The organism is Fenollaria massiliensis, assembly GCF_000312505.2.
Lineage (GTDB): Bacteria > Bacillota > Clostridia > Tissierellales > Peptoniphilaceae > Fenollaria > Fenollaria massiliensis.
The window spans coordinates 22,212-44,715 of sequence record NZ_HG326229.1; the positions used below are offsets into that span (position 1 = coordinate 22,212).

The following is a 22,504-nucleotide window of genomic DNA, read 5'->3' on the forward strand; positions in this document are numbered from 1 at the left end:
AAAGGAAGTGATTTTATGCAAAGAAGAGAAAAAACATATATTAGAGGCACGTTTGATGCAGTCGTAGTCGGCGCTGGACACGCTGGCTGCGAGGCGGCGCTTGCACTTGCCCGCCTTGGCAAAAAAACCGCGGTCATCACCATCAGCCTCGATGCAATCGCTGCGATGAGCTGCAATCCTAACATTGGCGGCACTGGCAAGGGTCATCTCGTTCGTGAGATTGACGCGCTTGGCGGCGAGATGGCGAAAAACATCGACAAAACTTACACTCAGTCGCGTATGCTAAACACCTCAAAAGGCCCAGCCGTGCACTCTTTGCGCGTTCAGGCAGATAAGCAGGCCTACCACCGCGCGATGAAAAAGACGCTTGAAAACGAGCCAAACCTTACCATAATCCAAGGTGAAGTGGACGAAGTTCTTTTTGATAATGGCACAGCGACTGGCGTTCGCATGACTACAGGCGCTGTACTTGAGGCGAAGGCTGTAATTTTGGCGACAGGCACCTACCTTAAAGGAAGAATATTTGAGGGCGAGCTAAATTACGAGTCGGGGCCCGATGGCCGCTTCCCTGCTCGCTATCTATCAGCGTCTTTAAATGAGAATGGCATTGATTTACGTAGAATGAAGACTGGAACACCAGCTAGAGTCCATAGGCGCAGCATCGACACGTCAAAGATGGCTATACAAGAGGGCGACAAGACCATAGTCCCCTTCTCATTTATGAATGAGGCGGACGCCATCCGCAAGGATCAAGCAGTTTGCTACCTAACATACACTACTAAGCCAATGCACGAATACATTTTGGCGCACATGGATCGCTCGGCGAGGACGCTTGGCGACATAACTGGCGAAGGACCACGCTATTGCCCAAGTATAGAGGATAAGGTTCTTCGTTTTAAGGACAAGGATCAGCACCAAGTTTTCATCGAGCCAGAGGGCACGGATACTGATGAAATGTACATCCAAGGCGTTTCGACTGCCCTTCCTGAGGAGATGCAAGTCGAGATGTATAGGATGATAGAGGGGCTTGAGCACTCCGAGATTATGAGAAGCGCCTACGCTATTGAATATGACTCAATCGACCCAACTTCCCTAAAGCTTAATCTTGAGTCCAAAAGTCATGATAATCTATTTTTCGCGGGCCAAATCAATGGTTCATCGGGCTATGAAGAGGCCGCCGCCCAAGGCATCATGGCAGGCATCAACTGCTACTTAAAGCTTGAGGGCAAGGATCCCTTTATTATCAAGCGTAGCGAGGGCTACATAGGCGTTCTAATCGACGACCTCGTTACGAAAGGCACAAACGAGCCGTATCGTATGATGACGAGCCGCTGTGAATATAGACTAAGTCTAAGACAGGACAACGCTGACATGCGTCTTACAGAGTACGCTTATAAGATAGGTCTTGCGAGCGAAGAGCGTTACAATCGCATGCTTGCTAAAAAGAAACGCATCGATGACGAGCTTGAAAAATTGAAATCGAAATCCATTGGCCCAAAGGAAGAGACAAATGCTTACCTTGAAAGCCTTGGAACGACAGCGCTTAAGACGGCTGTAACACTTGAAGAACTGCTTCGCCGACCAGAAATTCATTATAATAATCTCGCTAAGTTTATGGAGCTCGCACTAGATAAGCCGGACGAAATACTTGAGCTCGAGACAATCGTCAAGTACGATGGCTACATCAAGAAGCAAAATAAAGAGATAGAGAACTTTTTGAAGATGGAAGAGCGTTCACTTAAGGACTTTGATTATAGCTTAGTTAAGGGACTAAAGACCGAAGCAAAAGAAAAGCTCGAAAAGTTTAGACCGTCAAACCTTGGTCAAGCATCGAGAATCAGCGGAGTTTCGCCAGCCGACATCAACAACATCATCATATATATGGAAGTAAATAAACGCAAATGATTTATGTGATTATAGCACTCGCCGCGCTAATGGTACTCGCCTTCTTCATCATGTGGAAGAAAAAATTAGTTGTTTCTGAATACACAGTAAAAGCACCGGTGGATATGGATCTACTTATTTTATCGGATTTGCACTCGATGGACTTCGGAGAAAATCAAAGAGAGCTGCTTGATATAGTCGATAGCATTCCCTTTGACGCGATACTAATGCCTGGTGATATATTTGATGACAAGATCGACGACAAAAAGGGATATGAATTTATAGAAGGCATTAAAAAATACAAGTGCTACTACATTTTAGGCAATAACGAGATCATCTCCGGAAAGGCCGAGCTGCACATGAATAAGCTCGCGTCCATGGGCATCAAAGTTTTGGACGATGGCAAGGCCATTATCAAAGCAGATGAAAAAGATGTAGAAATTTGGGGCTTTAGAGACAGGCACCCTTGGCGAATGAAAGATTATGCGGCGCATGTGGCTCGCACTCTTGCTTCCGACACAGATGGCCATGATTATCGCATAGTTCTCTCGCATAAGCCACTTACGAAGGATGAGTTTAAGGACTTAAACGCAGACTTGATTATCGCAGGCCACGCACATGGTGGTCAATGGCGCCTACCTCCTATAAATAACGGAGTTTTCGCGCCGAACCAAGGAATATTTCCAAAGTATGCTGGCGGCGTATATGAGGCGAACGGCAGATACGAAGTCGTTTCGAGAGGCCTCGCGCGCGGACTAAAGCTCGTGCCGCGGCTAAACAATCCGCCTGAGATAGTTTTACTACACTTAAGAAAATAATGTTCCACGTGGAACATTTGAAAGGATATATATGCTAAAAGATTATTTTAATGAGATTAATATAAACGCTACGGATAAGCAGCTCTCTGAGCTAGAACGTTTCAAGGACTTGCTCGTGGAGAAAAACAAGGTCATGAACCTAACTGGCATCACCGAGTCAGACGAGGTCGACAGGCTTCACTTCACCGACAGCGCCTACCCTCTTACTCTGCCTGAATTAAAAAATGCGAAGAAAATAATAGACGTAGGTACTGGCGCCGGCTTCCCTGGCGTTGTTCTGAAAATACTCGCTCCAGAAAAAGAAATTTTACTCAACGATAGTTTATTAAAAAGATTAAAATTTTTGGACGAAGTCATCTTGGATTTGGACTTAAAGGATATAGAGACAGTTCACGCAAGGAGCGAAGACCTTGCTCACGTCGCAGCGCATAGAGAGGCCTACGACGTCGCCATCTCAAGAGCAGTCGCTCGCCTAGCCACACTTACAGAGTATATGCTCGGCTTCGTGAAAGTCGGCGGATATATGCTGTCGATGAAAAGCGGCGATATAGATGAAGAAGCAGCCGAAGCGAAAAAAGCTATTGAGGTTCTTGGCGGTGAAATAGTTAACATTCATAAATATAGATTGTTTGACGAATTTGATAGATCGATTGTGGTTATTAAAAAAATAAAACCTATGCCAAAGAAATACCCACGCGGCAAGAACTTAGCTAAAAGCTCTCCTTTAATATAATAAGAATACCTTTTGTTTAGCGATGCTATTTATTTAGCGTCGCTTTTTTTATGCTCGCCACTATATAATAAGAAAAGTGATTTTCATTAATAAAGATCAAATATATTAAATTAATTTTAAATTTGCAGAGAAATCAAGATGATTTTGCGTTGTACAGAATTTTTTGGAGTGAGGTGTGCAATCGCACTCCGCAGCGACAAAATAATTCGAAACTAGCAAAAGGGCTTGATTTAATGCAAATTTGATGAGCTGGCCGAGGAGGACATCTAGTGGAGCGCAGCGTAACGAATATGAATTTTCAAGCGAACGAGCTTTTAGAAATTTCCAATTTGGGAAGCCTAAGTCACGAGTAATACACTTTTCGTTATTATCATCAAACTAATCACTTTTCGAATATCATCACCAATTAAATTCATTATATCAGCTCAATAAAAATGTTCCACGTGGAACATCTATCGACACAACTCCATTTCCATAAAATGTTCCACGTGGAACATTCCTTAAAACTCAGTAAACAAGCCTATCGACACAGCCATTACAATCGTTCGAGTTCTAGGCGAAATTTTTACAGAATTGGCTTGTCAAAAACCACTATTGAAATTTATTCACAAATATGCTATTATTAACTTAGAGGTGATTTCATGTCCAAAACTATTGTCATATTTAATCAAAAAGGAGGCGTCGGCAAAACAACGACAGCCATCAACCTAAGCTATGCGCTTGCAAAGCTTGGCCAGAGGGTCTTGTGCGTCGACATGGATGCTCAGTCAAACCTATCGAGCGGTCTTCTTGAAGACTATAGCGAGGCGGCTTCGTCCACATACACGCTTCTTACAGACGATAAAAAAGACATCAGATCACTAATAAAGCCGACTAAGCTAGATAAGCTCCATGTCATCGATTCATCGACAGACATCGCGGGACTTGAGATCGAGCTTGCACAAAAAGGCGATTGGAAAGAGATCTTAAAGCGCCGTTTGGACGAGATTAAAAGTGATTACGATTTCATTTTTATAGACTCGCCGCCGTCACTTGGCATCCTTTCAATCATGAGCCTCGCAGCCGCAAACTCAGTCATCATCCCGATACAGGCCGAGTACTACGCACTTGAAGGCGTTTCAAAGCTCATTAAGACCATAGAGCTAGTCAAAGAAAATTATAATCAGGCACTTACAATCGAAGGCGTTCTGATCACCATGTTTGACGCGAGAAATAATCTTCACACCGAAGTCTTCTCCGAAGTTCAAAACTTCTTTGGCACGAAGCTCTACACAGCGGTCATTAACCGCAACATCCGTCTTGCAGAGGCGCCAAGCTACTCCATGAGCATTTTCGAGTACGACAAAGCTTCAAAGGGAGCCGAAAATTACATGAATCTAGCCGAAGAATTTTTACAAAAGCAAGGAAGGTGATTATATGGCGAAAAAACTTGGCAAGGGCCTAGGCAGCCTCCTAGGCGTTGAAAGCATCACAGAAATCACAGAAAAGTCCAAAACCGAGCTAGTTGATATGGATATGGCATTGGTAGTGCCAACAGAGGCACAGCCGCGTCAGCTATTTAACGACGATACAATCAAAGAATTGGCAGAGTCCATAGAGAAAAACGGCTTACTTCAGCCAATAGTACTTAGACCAATGGCGAGTGGCAAATATCAGATTATAGCCGGCGAAAGACGTTACAGAGCCTTTAAAAAGCTAGATAGAAAAGTCATCCCAGCCATCGTCAGAGACTATAAGGACGAAGAAGTTGATAAGCTTCAACTCGTTGAAAATGTTCAAAGAGAGGACTTAAACCCTTATGACGAGGCCATTGCTTATTTAAAATTAAAAGAAAAGTACGGACTAAAGCAAGAGGACATCGCCAAAGCAGTTGGCAAATCCCGTCCATATATTTCAAATATGACAAGGATATTATCCCTTGAAAATGAGATACTTGAAATGCTTAAGAAGGGCGAGATTACAGTATCACACGCAAAACTTATCTTGTCACTAGATACAAAAGAAGAGCGATTAAAACTTGCTCATAAAATAAAAGACGCAGGCCTAACAGTTAAAAAGACAGAAGAAAATACACGTAAGCCAAAGAAGGCAAAGCCAGAAGATATCTACATCAAAGACATCCGCGAAAGACTTGAAGACTTTTTATCAACAAAAGTTTCGATCAAGCACACAAAACGCGGCGGCTCCATCACGATCGATTATTACACAGATGACGACCTAACAAGGCTTACAGACTTGATCACGGAGGATTAGTATGGATCTACACGTATACATCGTCGATGCCTTCGCAACATGCCGCTTCGGCGGAACACCCATCGGCGTAGTTGCCGACGCAGAAGGCCTTAAAGAAGAAGAGTACCAAATCATCGCAAACGAGCTCAGAGCAAGCCTCACAGCATTTGCAGAGCCAGTAGACCAAGACGTTTTCAGAACTAGATACTTCACAAGCAAAACCGAACTCGAAGGCTCCGGACAAGGCTCACTTGCACTATTTTACGTGCTTACAAGCCTTGGCTATATCAAAGCCATTGAGAATGGTGTCAAGCTCGTCTACGAAGTGAACAGAAATTCAAAGAAAAAAGTCTACATCTATTACAAAGACTACAAGATAGAGAATTTAGAGATAGAAGTCTCTCGTCCAGAGATATTAAATACCTCGCCCGACATTTCGAATATGCTTAGCTCCATGAGCCTTTCAACAGCAGATATCGGTATCGATGGCGCAAAAGATGCCAGAGCAATGGTCGTGAAAGCAGAGGAGAATACACTCATCGTACCAGTTAGGACGAGACAAGCACTTTATGGTTATACAATAGACGAATTCAAATTCAGAGACGCAGCTAAGAGCATAGGCGTCGAAAACGTACACCTCTTCTACCAAGCGGAAGACGGCTTCTACTACGTAAGGAATTACACAAAAGACCTTGCCTTCGAAGAAGATAGCTCCTCCGCATACGCTAATGCGGCGCTGCACTATTATTTGATAAAAAATAAATTAACCACAAAGCTCAAAGCCAAGATGCTACAAGGCGAGACCATGAACAGACCGTCAAGAGTACAAACGCGCTATTTAGAGGATAAGGATTCAGCGTTTATTACGGTTATGGGGATGGCACGCATCTCGCTAGACGGCATATTGAATATATGATTTCGCATTCAAATTTCGTCTGGAACTCGTTCGATTTTTTTCAATGCTCATGTACCATATGTACATTCCGCTTGAAAAAAATCTCCACTTCGTCCCATACTAAAAATTTGCTCTGCGAAATTTAGATATATATTATCTTCCTATTATATAGAGTATATATATGGGGAAAAAATTTTTATACAAAAATAAAAACAAAAGAAAATTTATTTACGTAAATTTTCTTGCGAATGAAAATAAAATTATTTTCATTCTAAAAGGAAAACAATTTACAAAAACAAAAAACATACACAGTGGCTCAGCCATAATCACGGCCCAGCCATTCCAAAAACAAAAAATCAAGGAGGAAAATTATGTTAATCGAAAAAACACTAAGAGATTATTTAAAAGAAGTTAGATCAGACTCACCAGCACCAGGCGGTGGCTCAGTTGCAGCCTATTCATCAGCACTAGGCGCATCCCTTACAAACATGGTCATGGCGCTTACAGAGAGCAAAAAAGCCTTCGCGGAACTACCAGAGTCCGAGCAAAACACAATGAAAGACTACTCCAAAAAACTAGTAGCAGTATGCACAGAGCTTGAAGACATCGTAGACACAGACTCAACAGCATTCAACGATGTAATCAAAGCACTTAAGATGCCAAAAGAAACAGACGAAGAAAAGAAAATCAGATCAGAAAAAATACAAGAAGGCTACAAAATCGCGCTAGAAATACCATTCAGATGCGCAGAATTAGGCCTAGAAGCCATGGCAATGCAAAAGATATTCGCGCAAAACGGCAACATCAACGCAATCACAGACGTTGGCGTAGGCTGCCTACTATTACAAACAGGCGTTGAAGGCGCACTACTAAACGTTACAATCAACCTAAAATCACTTAAAGACGAAGCCTTCAGAGAAGAAACAAGAAAGAAAGTCCAAGACATGCTAGAGTCTTCCAAAAAGTATAAAGAAGAAACACTTGCGATAGTTTATAAGAGATTATCTGAGTAATATCGCTTAAACTAAATAATACAGATCATAGACGCTTCACACGAGGCGTCTTTTTTTATGAGAATGGTCTTGCCACTTCGTAAAACGTCCCACGCAAAACCATTGCCATAATCCAAACAAAAAAGCAGTACACACGTACTGCCTTTGGGGATGGTATATTAAAGGAAAGCCAGGGGTAAAAGAAATCAATAATGAAGGAGGATTTCTTTATTTAACCCAAGCTTAGACATAGCCCGCGTCTAAGACCTCGATATAAGTAAATAATTCGTGATACGAGACTTGGGTAGCCCGCCCACAGACGGACCTACGAAGGAGAATCCCCTTGCTTCCCATGTAGCCTACTAAAGTAAACTACATTGCGTATTATATTATAAAAGGAAGATAAAGTCAAGAAATTTATGCTTCAATACCATGCACATGGCTCTGCCACTTCGTAAAACATAGACAAATACACGTATATGTGAAAGATTGAAATTTTTTATACTAAATATTCAAATATATGCAAAAGAAAATTTTTTATTATACGCAAATAGTGATTTGCAAAAGTCGAAACACGCACGAAACGAGTTTAGTAAAAATTAAAACGCATGCAAATCGAGTTTTGTAACACACTCTTAACAAACAAAACACATTTTCTGTGGTATAATGTAATTGTAAATAAAGTACCACTAAATTGTTTGGAGCAAGAAACGAGTTACAGGTTTGATTTTAGAACTGACTAACCCAAAGAACAAGCCCACTTGTTCGCAAGAAACGAAATCAGCTCGAGGAAGTAAAGCTAAAGGAAGAAGATAATTTCTATTAAGTCATTAATAAGTGATTTAAACGTTTCTTTTAGCGGCCTTGCCCAAGGCACTCGCTGACAAGCTCGCAACAAACGGCTTAGTAACTTATGAATTTTTCTAAAGAAAGAACACATAAGCTATTATTTCAAGATTAAATAATTTAACCGTTTGTTACAATTGTGTTAAATATATCGCAAAATTCTTGCAATATTCTTTTTTAGATGGTATAATACATTAAGAGTGTAGGCTTATCCTACACAAATTTAAAAGGAGGTCATTAGACATGAGTAAAAAATTACTTGCACTACTACTTGCATTAGTCATGATAGTAGGCTCATTTACTTCAGTTCTAGCTGATGAAGCTAAGCCAGCTGATCCTGTTAAGACAGAAAAACCAGCTGAAGAAAAGAAAGAAGAACCAGCTAAGACTGAAGAAAAGAAGGATGAAAAGTCTGAAGAAAAGAAAGACGAAAAATCCGAAGAAAAAACAGAAGAAAAGAAGGAAGAAGTTAAAGACGAAGCTCTTGTAAGAGCTATCGATGTTCTTAAGAAAGCTGGATTCATTTCTGGTTATTCAAAAGATTCAGAAGACTTCAAAGCTGAAAAGAACGTAACTAGAGCAGAATTTGCTTCTATGATCGTTAGAGTTAAAGGTCTTGAAGACTCAGCTAAAGCTTTAGCTACAGTTCCAACTGGATTCAAGGACGTTCCTACAAACCTTTGGGCTAACGGATACATCGCTGTTGCTAAACAACAAGGATTCATCAACGGTTACCCTAACGGAACATTCCAACCAAACAGACAAATCTCTTACCAAGACATGGCTACAATGCTAACTATCGCTCTAGGTAAAGCAGAAGTTGGTACAGTATATCCAGCAGGCTACATCGTAAAAGCTCAACAATTAGGATTATTCAACAACGTTAAACCTCTAGCTTACACAGATATGGCTACTAGAGGAGACGTTTTCAAGATGGTTTACAACATGATTACAAGCAAAGAATTTGCTCAAAGAAAAGTTCTTAAAGCAATCGTTCTTGAAAATGACAGAGTTGAAAACCTAGGCGAAAGACAAATCACTGTTGAAGTTATTGACGTAGTTCAAAAAGCTGACTGGGCTAACGCAAGCAGAGACAAAAAAGGTGATCAACACACTTATACACTTGACAAAGATTTAATGTTAGACCCTGAACAATTACTTGGTAGAGTTGTTAACGTAACAGTTGACAAAGACGACAAGATCGTTGAACTTACAGAAGATAAATCTTATGATTATCTAGAAGGCTGCATCGATAACTTAAACAACAGAAAGTTAGTTTTAGACGACGTAGCTTACAGCGTAGGATTTGATGAAAGATATAACGAAAGAGACGAAAGAATCTTCAGAACATATCTAGACAACAAAGAATACAGCTACCTTGATTTTGTTGCTAAATACGCTAACGATGGTTACAGCTTTGCAAGAATCACAGTTAAGAACGGTAAAGTTATCTTCATCGATGCTTACAGATTCAACGACATCGCTCCAGTAACTCAAGTTAAAGACGGAGCAGTTTACTACAGAGACGATATGAAACAAGCTAGAGAATATAAAGCTGCAGATTTAAAAGACAGAGTTATATTCCGTGATAAAGCTGGCTATACAGTAGCTGACAAGAAAGAAATCGTTAAAGATGACGTTATTCATTTCTACAACAACTACAAGAACGCTATCGTTAGAAAAGATGCAAAAGTTGATACTGAATTAGTAAAAACTTATATAGACAGAAGAGGAGAATGGGCAGTAGGTAAAGATGGTGAATACTATCTATATAATGCTGACTACTTCAGAGCTATATACAGCATTGAAGCAAAATACTACGATGTTGTAGGAAACAGAGGATACTTAGATCCAATCGTAAAAGACAAAGTTAAGATATTAGTTGACATTTTCGGAAACGCACAATTAGTTGAATCATCTAAAGAATGGAAAGATGGTATCAACGTTGTTAAGAGAATTCGTTCAAACGGAGAAGCTCAATTACTTCCTCCTAAGGGAGATGCATTCTGGGCTACAGAAACTAGAGATACTTCATACATTAACTACAATATCTTTGGTTCAACAAACAATTCAAGATTATTAGAATTCGATCAAGACGATATCGTTTACTACTCAGGAAACGATAAACAAGAAATCGGTAGAATGGGTATCATCGCTAAAGCTGATGATTACATGAGAAGATTCCAATCTGTAACTAAGTTAACACCTAGATACATCAGAGCTGGTCTTAAAGATTACAGATACTTTGACGGATTAAACGCATACTACATTGATAACGGTCATGTAGAACAAGTTAGAGACTTAGCTAAGTTCGTTGAAAACAACAAAGACAACAAAGAACTAGAAGCATTCGTTATCAGCGAAGCTGCATTAAAAGACAAATTCCATAAGGATCGTCTAAACGTTAAGTACTACAACTTCCTAAGCGCTGCAGATGACATCGCTAACGTAGTTGTATTCAATAAAGTTGCTGATGGAACTAAGTATGAACACATATACGCAAAAGTTCTTGCAACAGATAACTACCTAACTGGCGCATTATTCGTTGACGCTCAAGGCAAGAAATATGACGTAGCACTAGCTGACAATAAGGTAGGCGACTTCAGAATTAATGACATAGTATATCTACACATAGATAAAGCTACTATGGAAAAAGAAGGTACACAACTTAAGGGTTATGTAACAGTACCAGCTATAATCGACGGTTCAACTTCTATTGATAAATTAGAAAAGATTAGAGATACTAACACTTATCAATTAACTAAATTTGACGCTAATGGTAGAGTAATTTCAAGCGACAGAGTATTCTTTGATAACAAGACTCAAGAATTTGGTCAACCACTTTCTGATTACGCACAAGTTTACCTTGATCCAAAGGATCCAAGATACGTTAAGGTTGTTAACTACAGAAAAGATATAAAAGGCAATAAGATTGCAACATTAGATGTAGAAAGCACATTTGATGAATTAGTTCTTGGCGGAGTTAAATATTTAGCAGATGAAAGAACAATGTACTACAATGGAAATACATTCCTTGACTTTGGTAGAAGAGGATTTGCTAAGGTTGCTCCTTTCGTAGGAAGCGAAGTAGCATTCACATTAAAAGACGGTTTTGTAAGAACATTAACAATTACAAAAACTACAACTAATTTATCTGATGAAGCTATAGATAAGACTGTTGCTGATGCAGTTTCTGTTATAAACAGAATTACACCTAACCCTGTACAAGTTCCTATGACTTTACCTACAGGTGTTGCTGATGCTAATGCTTATGTTAAGAAGTTAGTTGAAAAAGCAATTGCTGATGCAAAATTAGATAAATTAGTAAATGTTACATTTACAGATACAGCAGCAGCTCCAGCTCTAGCTAACGTAGTAGCTAATGTTGAATCAGTAAAAACAAAATCTGACAGCACTAAAGCTACAAGAAAATCAAACAAGATTGAATACAAACAATCAACAGCTCAAGACATTGCTAATCAAGTAGTAGCAGCTATCGACGAATTAAAACCTAACTATCCAATAGCTGATACTCATAGCTTAGTTGGTGGAAAAGTTGTAGAATTACAAGACGGCGTTGTTGACGCAACTGACGTATTAGCAGCTGTTAAACAAAGATTAGTTGCAGAACTAAAAGCTGGCACATTACAAGAAAAATATCCTGAAATAGCTAGCATGAAAGAAATTGAAAAAATAACTGTTGCTGGCGTAATGGTTAAGGATGCATCAAAGAAACTTTACAATGTAACATTCAATTATGATGGAACTGCAGGAACTAATCCAGTAGTATTCGAATTCGTTAAATAGTTAAAACTTAACTAAAATAAAAAGAGGAGGGTCTTATGACCTTCCTTTTTTGTACATAGAATAATTTGTTTAGATAAAAGGATATATGGGTAAAAGAAAAGAGAAAAAATTCAGTTAAAATAACTATATACAATACGGAGGTAAATATGTCTAAGCTTATATCCAGCATTTTTATTTTTCAGGAGATGTATAGGGAAAAAATAATAAATAATTCTACTATGCTTAAAAAATTTAGGAAAGTTTATGGTATTAGTTTATTAATATTTTTCGCTTATGTATTATTTTTAATGAAACGAATAGAAAGTGTTAGTTTAAATAACTTGATAATTATTGTATTATGTATTATAAACATAGTATCTGGATTTGTATCATGTATAAAGGCTATGTGTACAAGTATATCTTATTTTTTAAAAATAGCATTATTTTCAACTTTTATCTTCGGAATTTTTATATATTTTATTTTGTGCTATCTTTTAGAAGTAAGTAATATCTCTTATTTTCTATTAATAGTCATATTTACTACAATCTGGACTTTTTTAAGTACTTTTAGTGAAAATAAAATTGGGACGCTTTCAAATGCGATTCTTGCAGTTCTCGTAGGAATAAGTTTACAAGCTAATTCTTTTATATGGTCTGAAAAAGAGCTAGCATTGCTTAAAATCAATGTTGGTTCAATGACTAGAGAAGAAAATCTTGCCTTATATAAAGTCAACGAACTTGCAATAAATAAAGTACTATTTCCTATTTTTGTTATGACAGCTATTGGCGCTTTATCTTGTGCATATAAAGAATACTGGCTTGAAAAGAATGAAGATAAGCTAAACAAGCTTAAGGATGCCTGTAAAAAAGTGGGTAAATATTAACTTTAATACATTTTAGAGGCTTATTTATTAAGTCTCAATTTATATAAAATTATTAGTTTTGTGGTATAATGAGTTTAAATTTAATTTATATTATTTAGTTTTCAAAATTATATTAAGAGGTGATTTTATGTCTATTAATACTGATAAACCTTACTCAGACATTATTGAGTACTACAAAGAAGAAATATTTTTTATAAAGAGTACTATTCAGATCAATTACATTCCTAATATATCTTTTATAAAAAATAGAGGACAAAGATATATTATAACTGGTGTAAAACTTATCGAGTCAAATGACATTGCTAATATAGATAAGATTTTAAAGGTAGTAAATAAGTGTGATAAATTCATAAAAAATGACATTAAATCAAGTCCTAAATTTGAATATGAGCACGGTAAACTTGATACTGGTACTTGTAAATTATTTTATGTTTATAAAGATCTCATTCAAGGCTTGTGCGACGAAGGACTGAAATTTAATTATTTTAGAGGTCAGTCTCATGACTACACACTGTTACCTGGTGCTTTAAGGTATGAAAAGGACTCAGACTATATTAATGACTTTGAAAGTATATATCGAAAACTAGCTCTTGAATTTCCTGATACTATTGATTATGTTTCTCTAAATCCTATTTCAAAGATTGTTGAAAGAGAACCAAACCTATCTATTTTACAGCACTATGGCTTAAAAACAGCTCTTTTAGATATTACAAAAAATCCATATATAGCTATGTTATTTATGCTAAATGATAACGTATGGAATGTAAATAATCCGACTTTGTATTTTTTTAAGATTGATGATGGTGTTGCTGGCAAATCCTCTTTATTTTCTGAGGTCAGAAAAAGCCATACGAATGAACGTATTATTGCTCAAAAAGGTGCTTTTTTAAATTTTGAAAAAGTACTAGATAAGAAAATAAAAGAGAAAATTCCTTATGTAAAATTAGTCTTAACGCTTGATGATAAGTTGTATAAGTCTATAAGAAAGAAAGGTAAAATTAATCATGAGCATATAAAAGAAAAAACTACACAATTAATAGATAGAGATAATGATATTTTTGAAACGGAATCAAAAGAATTGTTCAATTTACTATATCTTTCTAAATTATTTGATATAAACTCATTCATCGCTTTGAATATAGATTTAGAAAATAAATTAAAAGAGTATTGTTATACTAAAGAAGACATGTTTCCAGATTTTGAAAATAGAATTAGATATTTGTCTAATAAGTATAAAAATTTGGACGAAGAAGCTATACGAAACGCTGATCATATAATTGAAGATAATGATACGACTGATGATTAACTCACCTCTCAAAACCCATTATACGCGTTTTATTTTTAAATTAGGACCTACAGTACCCCTTAATGTACTATGGGTCTTTTCTTTAGATTTAAAATACGTAAGTATTTTAGATCGCAAGAAGACTTTTTTGTTAAAAGTCTTCTTTTGTCTAAGCTATTCGCCTAATTTTTACACTATTTTAGGCGATTTATTTTTAATTAGGGGATTTATCTATTTTTATGTATTTGTTTTTGAAACTAAAATCCATTTCCCCGTCTTTTATTTCAGAAACTCATCTTTTTTTGAAACAAGGCTATTTTTCTTTTCTTCTTTCAATTTATCTTGTGGTGAGTTTTTATACCTCAAGTTTATTTGTGCAAAGACATTAACATTACCATTATCATCATCTCAAGGCATAAAAAAAGGATTGGGTACTTAGGTACTCAATCCCCGAATTTCTCGTCATAAGCTTTGCTGATTCTGTCGCAGTCTTTGATTCTCTCTCTGATTGTTCTTTTCTTTGCCAGTACTGGTATTTTTGTTAGGCCTTGGATCTTTACGTATCCGTCTTCGAAGTCGCTGATTAGGGATCTGTTTAGGTAGATCATGCTGCCGTCTCCTTTGGAGCGAACTTCTCTAACTCTGATGCCTACTAGTCTTGTGTCTCTAAGTACGATTGCGAGACCGGTTTTTTTCTCGGCGATGTTTTTCGCCCACTTTTTGTACTGTTTTTCGTCTGCCATGTGGTCTCTAAATAGCCTGGTGATTGCTGTCCTTATGGAAACGTGTAGGTTTTCAGCGCTCATGTCTTGGTATATGGCGACTGTCGTGTTTATTCCTTCACTATCGTAAGCTGGGATTAATGCCGCCAACATCTTTTCTTTCATAATTTTTCCTCCTTATTTATAAGTCTATTATAGTCTTTTATATTTCTTTTGTCAATAGCTTTTTCTTATTTTATGTCAATGCTTGTCTATTATTCTAATTTTCATACTTTAGTATTATGTTCTTGTTCTTTGTATAATTTTCTGAGTTTTTTGAGTAGCCCCGTTATTTTCTTAGCGGCTGTGCTTTTTGAGTATCCAAGTGCGCGCCCTATGTCTTCGTAGTTCATCTCGGTGTAATAACGTAAATAGATGAGTTTTTCTTCTTCGTATGTGAGCTGTTTAAAAACTTTTCCTAGTGTGTCGTTGTAGAATAGTTTTTCGAAGTCGTCCATGCTGGTCTCGTCTTCTACGAGGAAGGCGTCGTCTAGTGGCTGTGTGTCTATGCCTTTTTTGTATTTACCTAGCAAATGGTATTTCATCCTGGATTTGATGTGTGCGAGTGCGTGTGCGCCTTTTTTGATGTCGAAGTCTTTGAGTGCTTCGAGGGCGACGACTCTGAGTTCTTGGATTAGGTCTTCCACTTCTTTGTAGTTTGGGTAGTAGCGCCTGATTTGCGCGAGCATGAGTGGTTTGAGTGCTTCTATGGCGTCTGTGCCTACGCTTCCATTTTCTTGATAAATTTGAGCGATTTTGTCAAAATTAATTTTCATCTTCTGTCCTCCTTTTCATTTTCTTAAGATTATTGTAGCGACTTGTGCATGTGTTTGGCAAACTCTACCTCTCGCACAAATATTGGAACTCTCTGCAATTTTTAGACATTTCGCATATAAATTGGACGTTTGTGCGCGCACTTTCCATTATTATGGTGTTTATATGCGCGGGAAATATTACTCTGTTTTTGTATATATTAAGTGTAGGGCGAAAAGCTCTGGATGAAAGGGGGTGAATATTGTGAGTAAGGTAAGTGTAAAGGTTTTCTTTACTAATGAGCTTAACGGTGTTAAGAGAAATCTTTCTAGAACTGTTAACTATGTTAATAGTACTGCTTCGAATGATGATCTTGGCGCTTTTAAGGGTGCATTTTCTGCGCTTTTAGGTAAAGAGGTTAAAAGGGCTGTTAAGATCTCTGTTGAGGAATTATAGGTCTAAGCTATGTTTTTAGAAAGGGGGTGAAATGATGAAAAGATTACAAATGAAGTTCAAATGTGAGGACGGTAAGGCATATAACATGTCTCTACAAAATCCTAAGGACGGCATCCTTGCTAAGGATGTTAAGGACGCTTTCAATACTATTCTTGAAAAGAAACTTATCGTGAATAAGGATGGAAGTGAAGTTAACGCGTTAGAAGGAGCGAAGGTAATAACTACTTCAACAGAAGTTTTATTTTAATTGAAAACTCATGTCGATAAAATAAAATAGTGCAGGTAATTAAGGGGGTTCATATCGATGATATGGGCTCTCTTTTTTATTTCGCGTTCGATTTGCGATCTTGGCTAGTTTCGAATTGTTTTGTCGCTGCGGAGTGCTTCTATGCACACCTCGCTCCAAAAAATTCTGTACTACGCCAATCTCATCCAAGTGCTCTGCAAACTAACGATGCGGAGGAAGCAATGAGTTGCTTAAATTTTGTAAGCGACTGAAAAAAATAAAAAAACTATTGACAAATGTTTAACATATGTTATAATAGTCTTGTAAGGAGGATTCCTTATGAAGAGTTATAACTCAAGGGAGCTAATCAAAGAGGCTAAGAAGCGAGGCTTTGTGTTAATTAGAGTGAGTGGTAGTCATCATATTTTCAAAAATTATGATACTGGAGCCATTCTTAATATACCTCATCCAAGAGATGGGTTCAAAGCCGGAACTTTAAAGAGCATTTTGAAAACTTTGGGGATGTAAATCCCCTTTGCTCCCCCACTTGTTAAAGGAGTGTTTAAATGAAAAAACAAGATAGTGTAACTTATTTAGCTATTTTTAGCAAAGAAAGTGATGGGGGCTACTCTATTGACGTGCCTGCGATTGAGGGAGCATATACATGCTCGGACACATTTGAAGAGGGCATAGCTAATGCACAAGAGGTTATAGGTCTTTGTCTATACGATGAAGAAAACGAAAAAATTGAGTATCCAAATGATATTGACATGGATGATATTAATCTTGAAGAAGGTGACTTAGCAGTATATATCAATGTTTATTTGCCATATCAATTCTCTTTGGTGAAGGAAGTATACAAGAACAAGATGGTGACACTACCAACTTGGCTTGAAGCGCTTGCAAAAAATAAGAATATTAATTTTTCAAGGGTTTTGACTGAAGGCTTGAAGAAGGAATTGAATATTAAATAGTATTAAGATTGACAAAGAGCTATAAATCTGTTATTATTATCTTACAGATAGAGGCAGTGTTAATAGCCAACTAGGGGGAATGTTTTATTAAGAATTGTTCCCTCTAGTCTTTTTTATCTTTAGTGCTTGAAAAAATTTTAAATCTGTAGTATAATATAGATGTATGATATTCCTTGGGAGTAGGACCCTCACCATACGAGGTGCGCCGGAACCAAGGGATTTTTGTTTTTTAGGAGGTAATTATGAAAACTGCGATATTAGTTGATGAAGGATACTATAGAAAGGTAGCAATGAAAGCATTTGGGATAAAAGACTCAAGCCGAATAAAAAATAATAGTTAAAAACATAATTGAGGGAGCTATGGCTCTCTTTTTTATTTCGCGTTCGATTTGCACATCGAAAATTGTTTTCCTTCGCTTGCTCGTCTACGAAAACTGATAATTTCTAAGCTTACTCACCTGTGGTCTCATATTCGTTCGCTTCGCTCAGCTAGATGAGCCCACGGCCGGTTCGTTGCGCTAAGAAATTAAGGCAGTTTTCTCCGAATGCTGCGCTCGTGAAAATCAATTTTCTCACTAAAGTCATCTGTACCAAGTGCTCTGCATAGCGCAAAGGTTCACGTCAATTCATTGACGAGGTTCTTCAAGAACGGTTTAGGTGAAAAAACATACTTCGCGTAAAACATTTAGAATAGCTAATAAATATCTTGCACGCTTTAGGACTTTGTGGTATAATAGCAACGTATATTATAAAGGAGAGGATTACATGAGAAGTAATAAGAAAGCTATAATACTAGCACTAATCATGTGCCTAAGTATATTCATGAGTTTCGGCCAAGCTGTAGTAAAAGCTGGCCCATCCATAGACTTTGGCACTAAGACAAAAGAGGTCATCTTCATGGTTGACAGAAGCATGGCAACTGGCAAGGAAAGACTTGCCGAGATAAAAAACGAAATCAATGAGCTTAGCGAGAAGCTTATTGAGAGCGACTCTAATCTAAGTGTTTCACTAATCTACTTCAACGGTAGAGCAGAAACTCTAGTAGAGAAGGTAAAGGATGCAGCGCTTATCAAAAACGCGAAGACTCCAGAGTTTGCACTAGGTTTTTCAAATCCGATCGCAGCCATCGAAAAGGCGAGAGCCATCGAAAAGGCTGATAAAAACTACCTTGTGCTTTACACATCGAGCTACCCAGCAATTGGCCCAATCAGAGCAGACGGTCCATACACAAGTCGCGACCACTTCTACTTCAGAAACGCGAACGCGCTTAAAAACACAGCCGATGAGCTAGGAAGTGATTACGACTTAATCACAGTTCTTGACATGGCTCGTTTGAACAACAAAGACTACGCTTTCACTAAGAAACTTTATAATGACTTATCGAAGAAGACTTATCTTAACGATGAAGCAAAGGGCATCCTTGACTATGTTCATGGCGGCGCTGCTATAGACAAAGTAAGTGAAGAGAAGAAACCTATAGTCTTCATACCTGGTATTTCAGGAAGTGAACTATACTCAATTGATGAAAAATATGTAAGCGATGAAGAACGCAAAACTGGCATGATCTCATCTGATAAAGAATTTATCGGCAAGAGAATATGGATCCCACTTGGATACGGAAAGTCTGAGCTAAGTGAGCTTCTTAATATCAAAAACAATGCTTATGGTTTACAAGAAGGCGACCTTAGATATGCTAAGTTAATAACAAGACACACTGGACCTGCGGCATCATACACTTTGCTTATAGATGCGCTTATCAAGCACTTCCCAGATAGACCGGTATATCTATTCTCATACGATTGGAGAAAGTCTAACGAAATTACAAGCGAAAAACTTGATGCCTTCATCGACAGCATTAACGAAGGTGGAAAATTAAAGGTTGACCTTATCGCGCACAGCATGGGCGGCCTTGTATCAAGCCACTACCTAGCTAAGCACGATGACAAGGTAGATAAATACATCTCCTTCGGTACACCATACGAGGGCGCGCCGCACGCTTACAACGAAATGACTAACGGCAACATCTTAGGAGGTATCGCGGACTTTTTCCTAAACAACTTCCTTAACATAGACAGCAAGGTTGTTCAAGACTACGACGGACTTCTTGAGCTATATCCAACAAAGAAGATGCTTGATAAGTATCCATACCAAGTTGTGATGAACCAAAAGCAGCTTGATAGCGAGCTTTTAAAGAACAATTTTGTGACATACGACTCACTTGTGAACAAGCTTCACCTAACATTTGCATCAAAAAGCCTTGGATCAGATGACGTTCAAGAGCAAATGCAAGCCTACTTAGGACACGAAAGATTCACTGAGTTCTTAAGACGTGCACAAGCTTACAGAGCAATGGGCAGCATGGACGAAAGCGTTTACATGCTTCATAGACCAAATTCCATGTTCATAGTTGGAGAGGGCATGGATACTCAAGTTAGCGGCTACTACACAGAAAACGTAAGTGGTCTTAGCAAGGTTAAAAAGCTTATGACTAAGGAAGGCGATGGCCTAGTTCCGCTATACTCAGCAACTATGGGTATGGAGCTTGACGAGATGCCAGAAGAGCTTAGATCAAAGTTCAAAGTTGTTAATGGCAACCACATGGGCATACTTATGGATGCTAAGTGCCTAGACATGATGTGTCACTTCTTATTAGGAAGATAATTCAATAGTATAGGTAATGAAGGGAGCTGTATCGAGAGATGTGGCTCTCTTTTTTTGTGGGAGAAATTGTACCAAGATATATGAGGTATATTCCTTTTTGGGCTTGATTTAAGTTGCAGCAAGTTGCACATCTGTGATTATTTGGATAGATTTACGTTGTAAACCCAGTGAAATACGGATTTTTATGAAGTCAAAATAGAAAATTTAAGTTGCAGCAAGTTGCAATACACAGAATTCATAACTATATCGCATATTAATTTGATATGAGATTTTTGTTTGGGTTTTGAGTTGCAGACATTTTGTCCGTGACTTAAAAGTGAGATGTTTACATTTTGTAAGTAACTGAAAGAATTTTAAAAAACTATTGACAATATGTATAATAATACGTATAATATATGTGGGAGGTACTTTATGAAAGAGTATAAGGATAAGTATATCTATCCAGCGATATTTGATTATGCTGATGATGGAATATCTGTAGAGTTCCCAGATTTGCAAGGTTGCTTAACTTTTGGAGACACTGAGGAAGAGGCTTTGTTGATGGCTAAGGAAGTTTTAGGCTTATGGATGGAGAATGTTGAAATTGACAATGAAGATATACCAAAGGCAAGCTCTTTACTTGATATAAAGCTTGAAGATAATCAAAGAGCAGTACTGATTGATGTATGGATGCCTCTTGTTAGAAAGGCGATAATGAATAAGTCTATAAAGAAAACTTTAAGTATACCTCAGTGGCTGGACATAAAGGCGAGGGAAGAGGACATTAATTTTTCTCAAGTATTACAAGAGGGACTAAAAAGAGAATTAAATATTCAATAGAATTAAGATTGACAAAATTATAATATTCTGTTATTATAATATTGATAGAGGCAGTGTTATTAGCCAACGAGAGGGGATGCTTTATTAAGAAGTGTTCCCTCTCGTCTTTTTTTATCTTTAGGATTTGAAAAAATTTTAAATCTGTAATATAATATATGTATGATATTCCTTGGGAGTAGGACCCTCACGATACGAGGTGCGCCGGAACTAAGGGATTTTTTTGTCTTTTTTTGCCTTTCGCATTCACTGAAGAACCTCACCCATCATCAAAACTACGTTTTGGATGGGTCCCGAGAACCTTGGTTCTTCGCACGGGCGATCTTGGCTAGTTTCGAATTATTTTGTCGCTGCGACGTATTTTTATACGATTCGCTCCAAAAAATTCTGTACTACGCCAATCTCATCCAAGTGCTCTGCAAAAGGATTGTCATGAAACAAATAATTTGCCAACGTGAAATATAAAAAACTATTGACACGTACTAATAATACGTGTATAATATAAGTGTAAGGAGGAGGACATACTATGGCCCGCACAAAGCCTTACAGAACAGTTGTTAAAGCAATGCGAAAGGCAGGATGGCGTCTAGACCATACTGAAGGATCTCATGAGATTTATTATAAGGATGGCCGTATCTGTCCTGTCAAATGCAATAAGAAGGATATTCCTTCTGGAATTTTAACAAGTATTGAGAGGATTACGGGGCTTAAATTTTAGCCCCACCTCTATAATAGGAGGTATTAAGATGAAAAAGACAGATGCTTATCCATGTGTTGTTAGATATGAGGACAATACTTATTATGCTGATTTTCCCGATTTTGATGCCTGTTTCACTGATGCAGATAGTCTTGGAGAATTATTTGTTAATACAAAGGAAGTTTTGAATGGAGTTTTATTCACTATGCTTGATAATGGTCTTGCTCTTCCAAAGACAAGTGACGGTAAAAGTATTAATCTAAAGAAGGGTGAATTTGTACTCTTAGTTGAAGCGCCTATTGCAGGTATTGAGGAAAGGCTGAATAAAAAATCTATAAAAAAGACTTTGAGTATACCAAAGTGGCTAAATGATCTTGGTATGAAAGAAAATGTGAATTTTTCACAAATTCTGCAAGAGGGATTAAAAAGGGAATTGAATATTAAATAGAATAGACTAGCAATATTATAATATTCTGATATTCAAAAGAGGTGTATCATTATGAATAAAAATGATAAAACTAATTATGAAGCTCCAAATGCCGAAACCATCAAGGCTATAAAAGAAGTCGAAGCTATGAAGAAGGATAAGAGCATTGGCAAGACTTATGAAAGTGTAGATGAAATGTTTGATGATTTAATCTTGGAAGACCTTATAAATAGTGGCTTTGAGGGGGAAGAGCTGCTTAATGAGTTTAAAGAAATTAAAAAGAGCATGCCAATGGCCGTGAAAAAATTAAAACGCGATGTTTTGAATGAGTATAAAACTGGCGAAACTGTAGAATTTAATGAAGAATTATTTAATTGA

Annotated in this window: 21 protein-coding genes; 19 read left to right on the top strand and 2 right to left on the bottom strand. The window is 37.6% G+C overall.

Annotated features, from left to right (window positions below; translation table 11 throughout):
- The first annotated feature begins 15 nt into the window (after window positions 1–15).
- The 10 genes from mnmG (at window position 16) to BN30_RS09460 (ending at window position 14,376) form a co-directional block, all read left to right on the top strand.
- The gene (gene mnmG / locus BN30_RS08065; protein WP_019215002.1) at window positions 16–1,905 is read left to right on the top strand and encodes a tRNA uridine-5-carboxymethylaminomethyl(34) synthesis enzyme MnmG; all 1,890 of its coding nucleotides are present in this window, start codon (window positions 16–18) and stop codon (window positions 1,903–1,905) included.
- Window positions 1,902–2,702 (top strand): metallophosphoesterase, encoded by an 801-nt coding sequence (locus tag BN30_RS08070; protein ID WP_019215003.1) that lies wholly within the window; start codon window positions 1,902–1,904, stop codon window positions 2,700–2,702. Before mnmG ends, BN30_RS08070 begins: the two co-directional genes overlap by 4 nt.
- A gap of 31 nt (window positions 2,703–2,733) precedes the next feature.
- Complete coding sequence (rsmG, locus tag BN30_RS09450) at window positions 2,734–3,435, top strand: 16S rRNA (guanine(527)-N(7))-methyltransferase RsmG (protein WP_019215004.1); 702 nt, start codon at window positions 2,734–2,736, stop codon at window positions 3,433–3,435.
- 641 nt (window positions 3,436–4,076) lie between these two features.
- A complete protein-coding gene (locus tag BN30_RS08080; RefSeq protein ID WP_019215005.1) occupies window positions 4,077–4,847 on the top strand; it encodes a ParA family protein in 771 nt (256 codons plus the stop codon).
- A 4-nt stretch (window positions 4,848–4,851) separates the two neighbouring features.
- Entirely contained in the window at window positions 4,852–5,688 is an 837-nt protein-coding gene (locus tag BN30_RS08085) for a ParB/RepB/Spo0J family partition protein (RefSeq protein ID WP_019215006.1), read from the top strand.
- Between the two features lies 1 nt (window position 5,689).
- Complete coding sequence (locus tag BN30_RS08090; protein WP_019215007.1) at window positions 5,690–6,583, top strand: PhzF family phenazine biosynthesis protein; 894 nt, start codon at window positions 5,690–5,692, stop codon at window positions 6,581–6,583.
- Between the two features lie 350 nt (window positions 6,584–6,933).
- Complete coding sequence (locus BN30_RS08100) at window positions 6,934–7,575, top strand: cyclodeaminase/cyclohydrolase family protein (protein WP_019215009.1); 642 nt, start codon at window positions 6,934–6,936, stop codon at window positions 7,573–7,575.
- Window positions 7,576–8,643: 1,068 nt separating this feature from the next.
- The gene (locus tag BN30_RS09725) at window positions 8,644–12,207 is read left to right on the top strand and encodes an S-layer homology domain-containing protein (protein WP_019215010.1); all 3,564 of its coding nucleotides are present in this window, start codon (window positions 8,644–8,646) and stop codon (window positions 12,205–12,207) included.
- A gap of 146 nt (window positions 12,208–12,353) precedes the next feature.
- The gene (locus BN30_RS08110; RefSeq protein ID WP_019215011.1) at window positions 12,354–13,070 is read left to right on the top strand and encodes a hypothetical protein; all 717 of its coding nucleotides are present in this window, start codon (window positions 12,354–12,356) and stop codon (window positions 13,068–13,070) included.
- A 127-nt stretch (window positions 13,071–13,197) separates the two neighbouring features.
- Window positions 13,198–14,376, top strand: a complete 1,179-nt coding sequence (locus BN30_RS09460; protein WP_019215012.1) for an FRG domain-containing protein — start codon at window positions 13,198–13,200, stop codon at window positions 14,374–14,376.
- 422 nt (window positions 14,377–14,798) lie between these two features.
- Here the strand turns inward: BN30_RS09460 and BN30_RS08120 are convergent, their stop codons facing one another.
- Together BN30_RS08120 and BN30_RS08125 are read right to left on the bottom strand one after the other, a co-directional pair.
- Entirely contained in the window at window positions 14,799–15,242 is a 444-nt protein-coding gene (locus BN30_RS08120; RefSeq protein ID WP_019215013.1) for a hypothetical protein, read from the bottom strand.
- 101 nt (window positions 15,243–15,343) lie between these two features.
- Window positions 15,344–15,892: a sigma-70 family RNA polymerase sigma factor gene (locus BN30_RS08125; RefSeq protein ID WP_019215014.1), complete on the bottom strand. Its 549-nt coding sequence runs from the start codon at window positions 15,890–15,892 to the stop codon at window positions 15,344–15,346.
- Between the two features lie 241 nt (window positions 15,893–16,133).
- On the opposite strand from BN30_RS08125, the gene BN30_RS08130 reads away from it, so the two are divergent.
- The 9 genes from BN30_RS08130 (at window position 16,134) to BN30_RS09465 (ending at window position 22,504) form a co-directional block, all read left to right on the top strand.
- Window positions 16,134–16,325: a DUF1659 domain-containing protein gene (locus BN30_RS08130; protein WP_019215015.1), complete on the top strand. Its 192-nt coding sequence runs from the start codon at window positions 16,134–16,136 to the stop codon at window positions 16,323–16,325.
- Window positions 16,326–16,356: 31 nt separating this feature from the next.
- On the top strand, window positions 16,357–16,572 hold the full coding sequence (locus BN30_RS08135) for a DUF2922 domain-containing protein (protein ID WP_084691410.1): 216 nt from the start codon (window positions 16,357–16,359) through the stop codon (window positions 16,570–16,572).
- Between the two features lie 318 nt (window positions 16,573–16,890).
- Entirely contained in the window at window positions 16,891–17,079 is a 189-nt protein-coding gene (locus tag BN30_RS08145) for a type II toxin-antitoxin system HicA family toxin (RefSeq protein WP_019215018.1), read from the top strand.
- A 38-nt stretch (window positions 17,080–17,117) separates the two neighbouring features.
- A complete protein-coding gene (locus BN30_RS08150; protein ID WP_019215019.1) occupies window positions 17,118–17,525 on the top strand; it encodes a type II toxin-antitoxin system HicB family antitoxin in 408 nt (135 codons plus the stop codon).
- 765 nt (window positions 17,526–18,290) lie between these two features.
- Window positions 18,291–20,186, top strand: a complete 1,896-nt coding sequence (locus BN30_RS08160) for an alpha/beta fold hydrolase (RefSeq protein WP_019215021.1) — start codon at window positions 18,291–18,293, stop codon at window positions 20,184–20,186.
- 411 nt (window positions 20,187–20,597) lie between these two features.
- On the top strand, window positions 20,598–21,005 hold the full coding sequence (locus BN30_RS08165; RefSeq protein WP_019215022.1) for a type II toxin-antitoxin system HicB family antitoxin: 408 nt from the start codon (window positions 20,598–20,600) through the stop codon (window positions 21,003–21,005).
- Between the two features lie 523 nt (window positions 21,006–21,528).
- A complete protein-coding gene (locus BN30_RS08170; RefSeq protein ID WP_019215023.1) occupies window positions 21,529–21,720 on the top strand; it encodes a type II toxin-antitoxin system HicA family toxin in 192 nt (63 codons plus the stop codon).
- A 28-nt stretch (window positions 21,721–21,748) separates the two neighbouring features.
- The gene (locus BN30_RS08175) at window positions 21,749–22,147 is read left to right on the top strand and encodes a type II toxin-antitoxin system HicB family antitoxin (protein ID WP_019215024.1); all 399 of its coding nucleotides are present in this window, start codon (window positions 21,749–21,751) and stop codon (window positions 22,145–22,147) included.
- Between the two features lie 51 nt (window positions 22,148–22,198).
- Window positions 22,199–22,504: a hypothetical protein gene (locus BN30_RS09465; RefSeq protein ID WP_019215025.1), complete on the top strand. Its 306-nt coding sequence runs from the start codon at window positions 22,199–22,201 to the stop codon at window positions 22,502–22,504.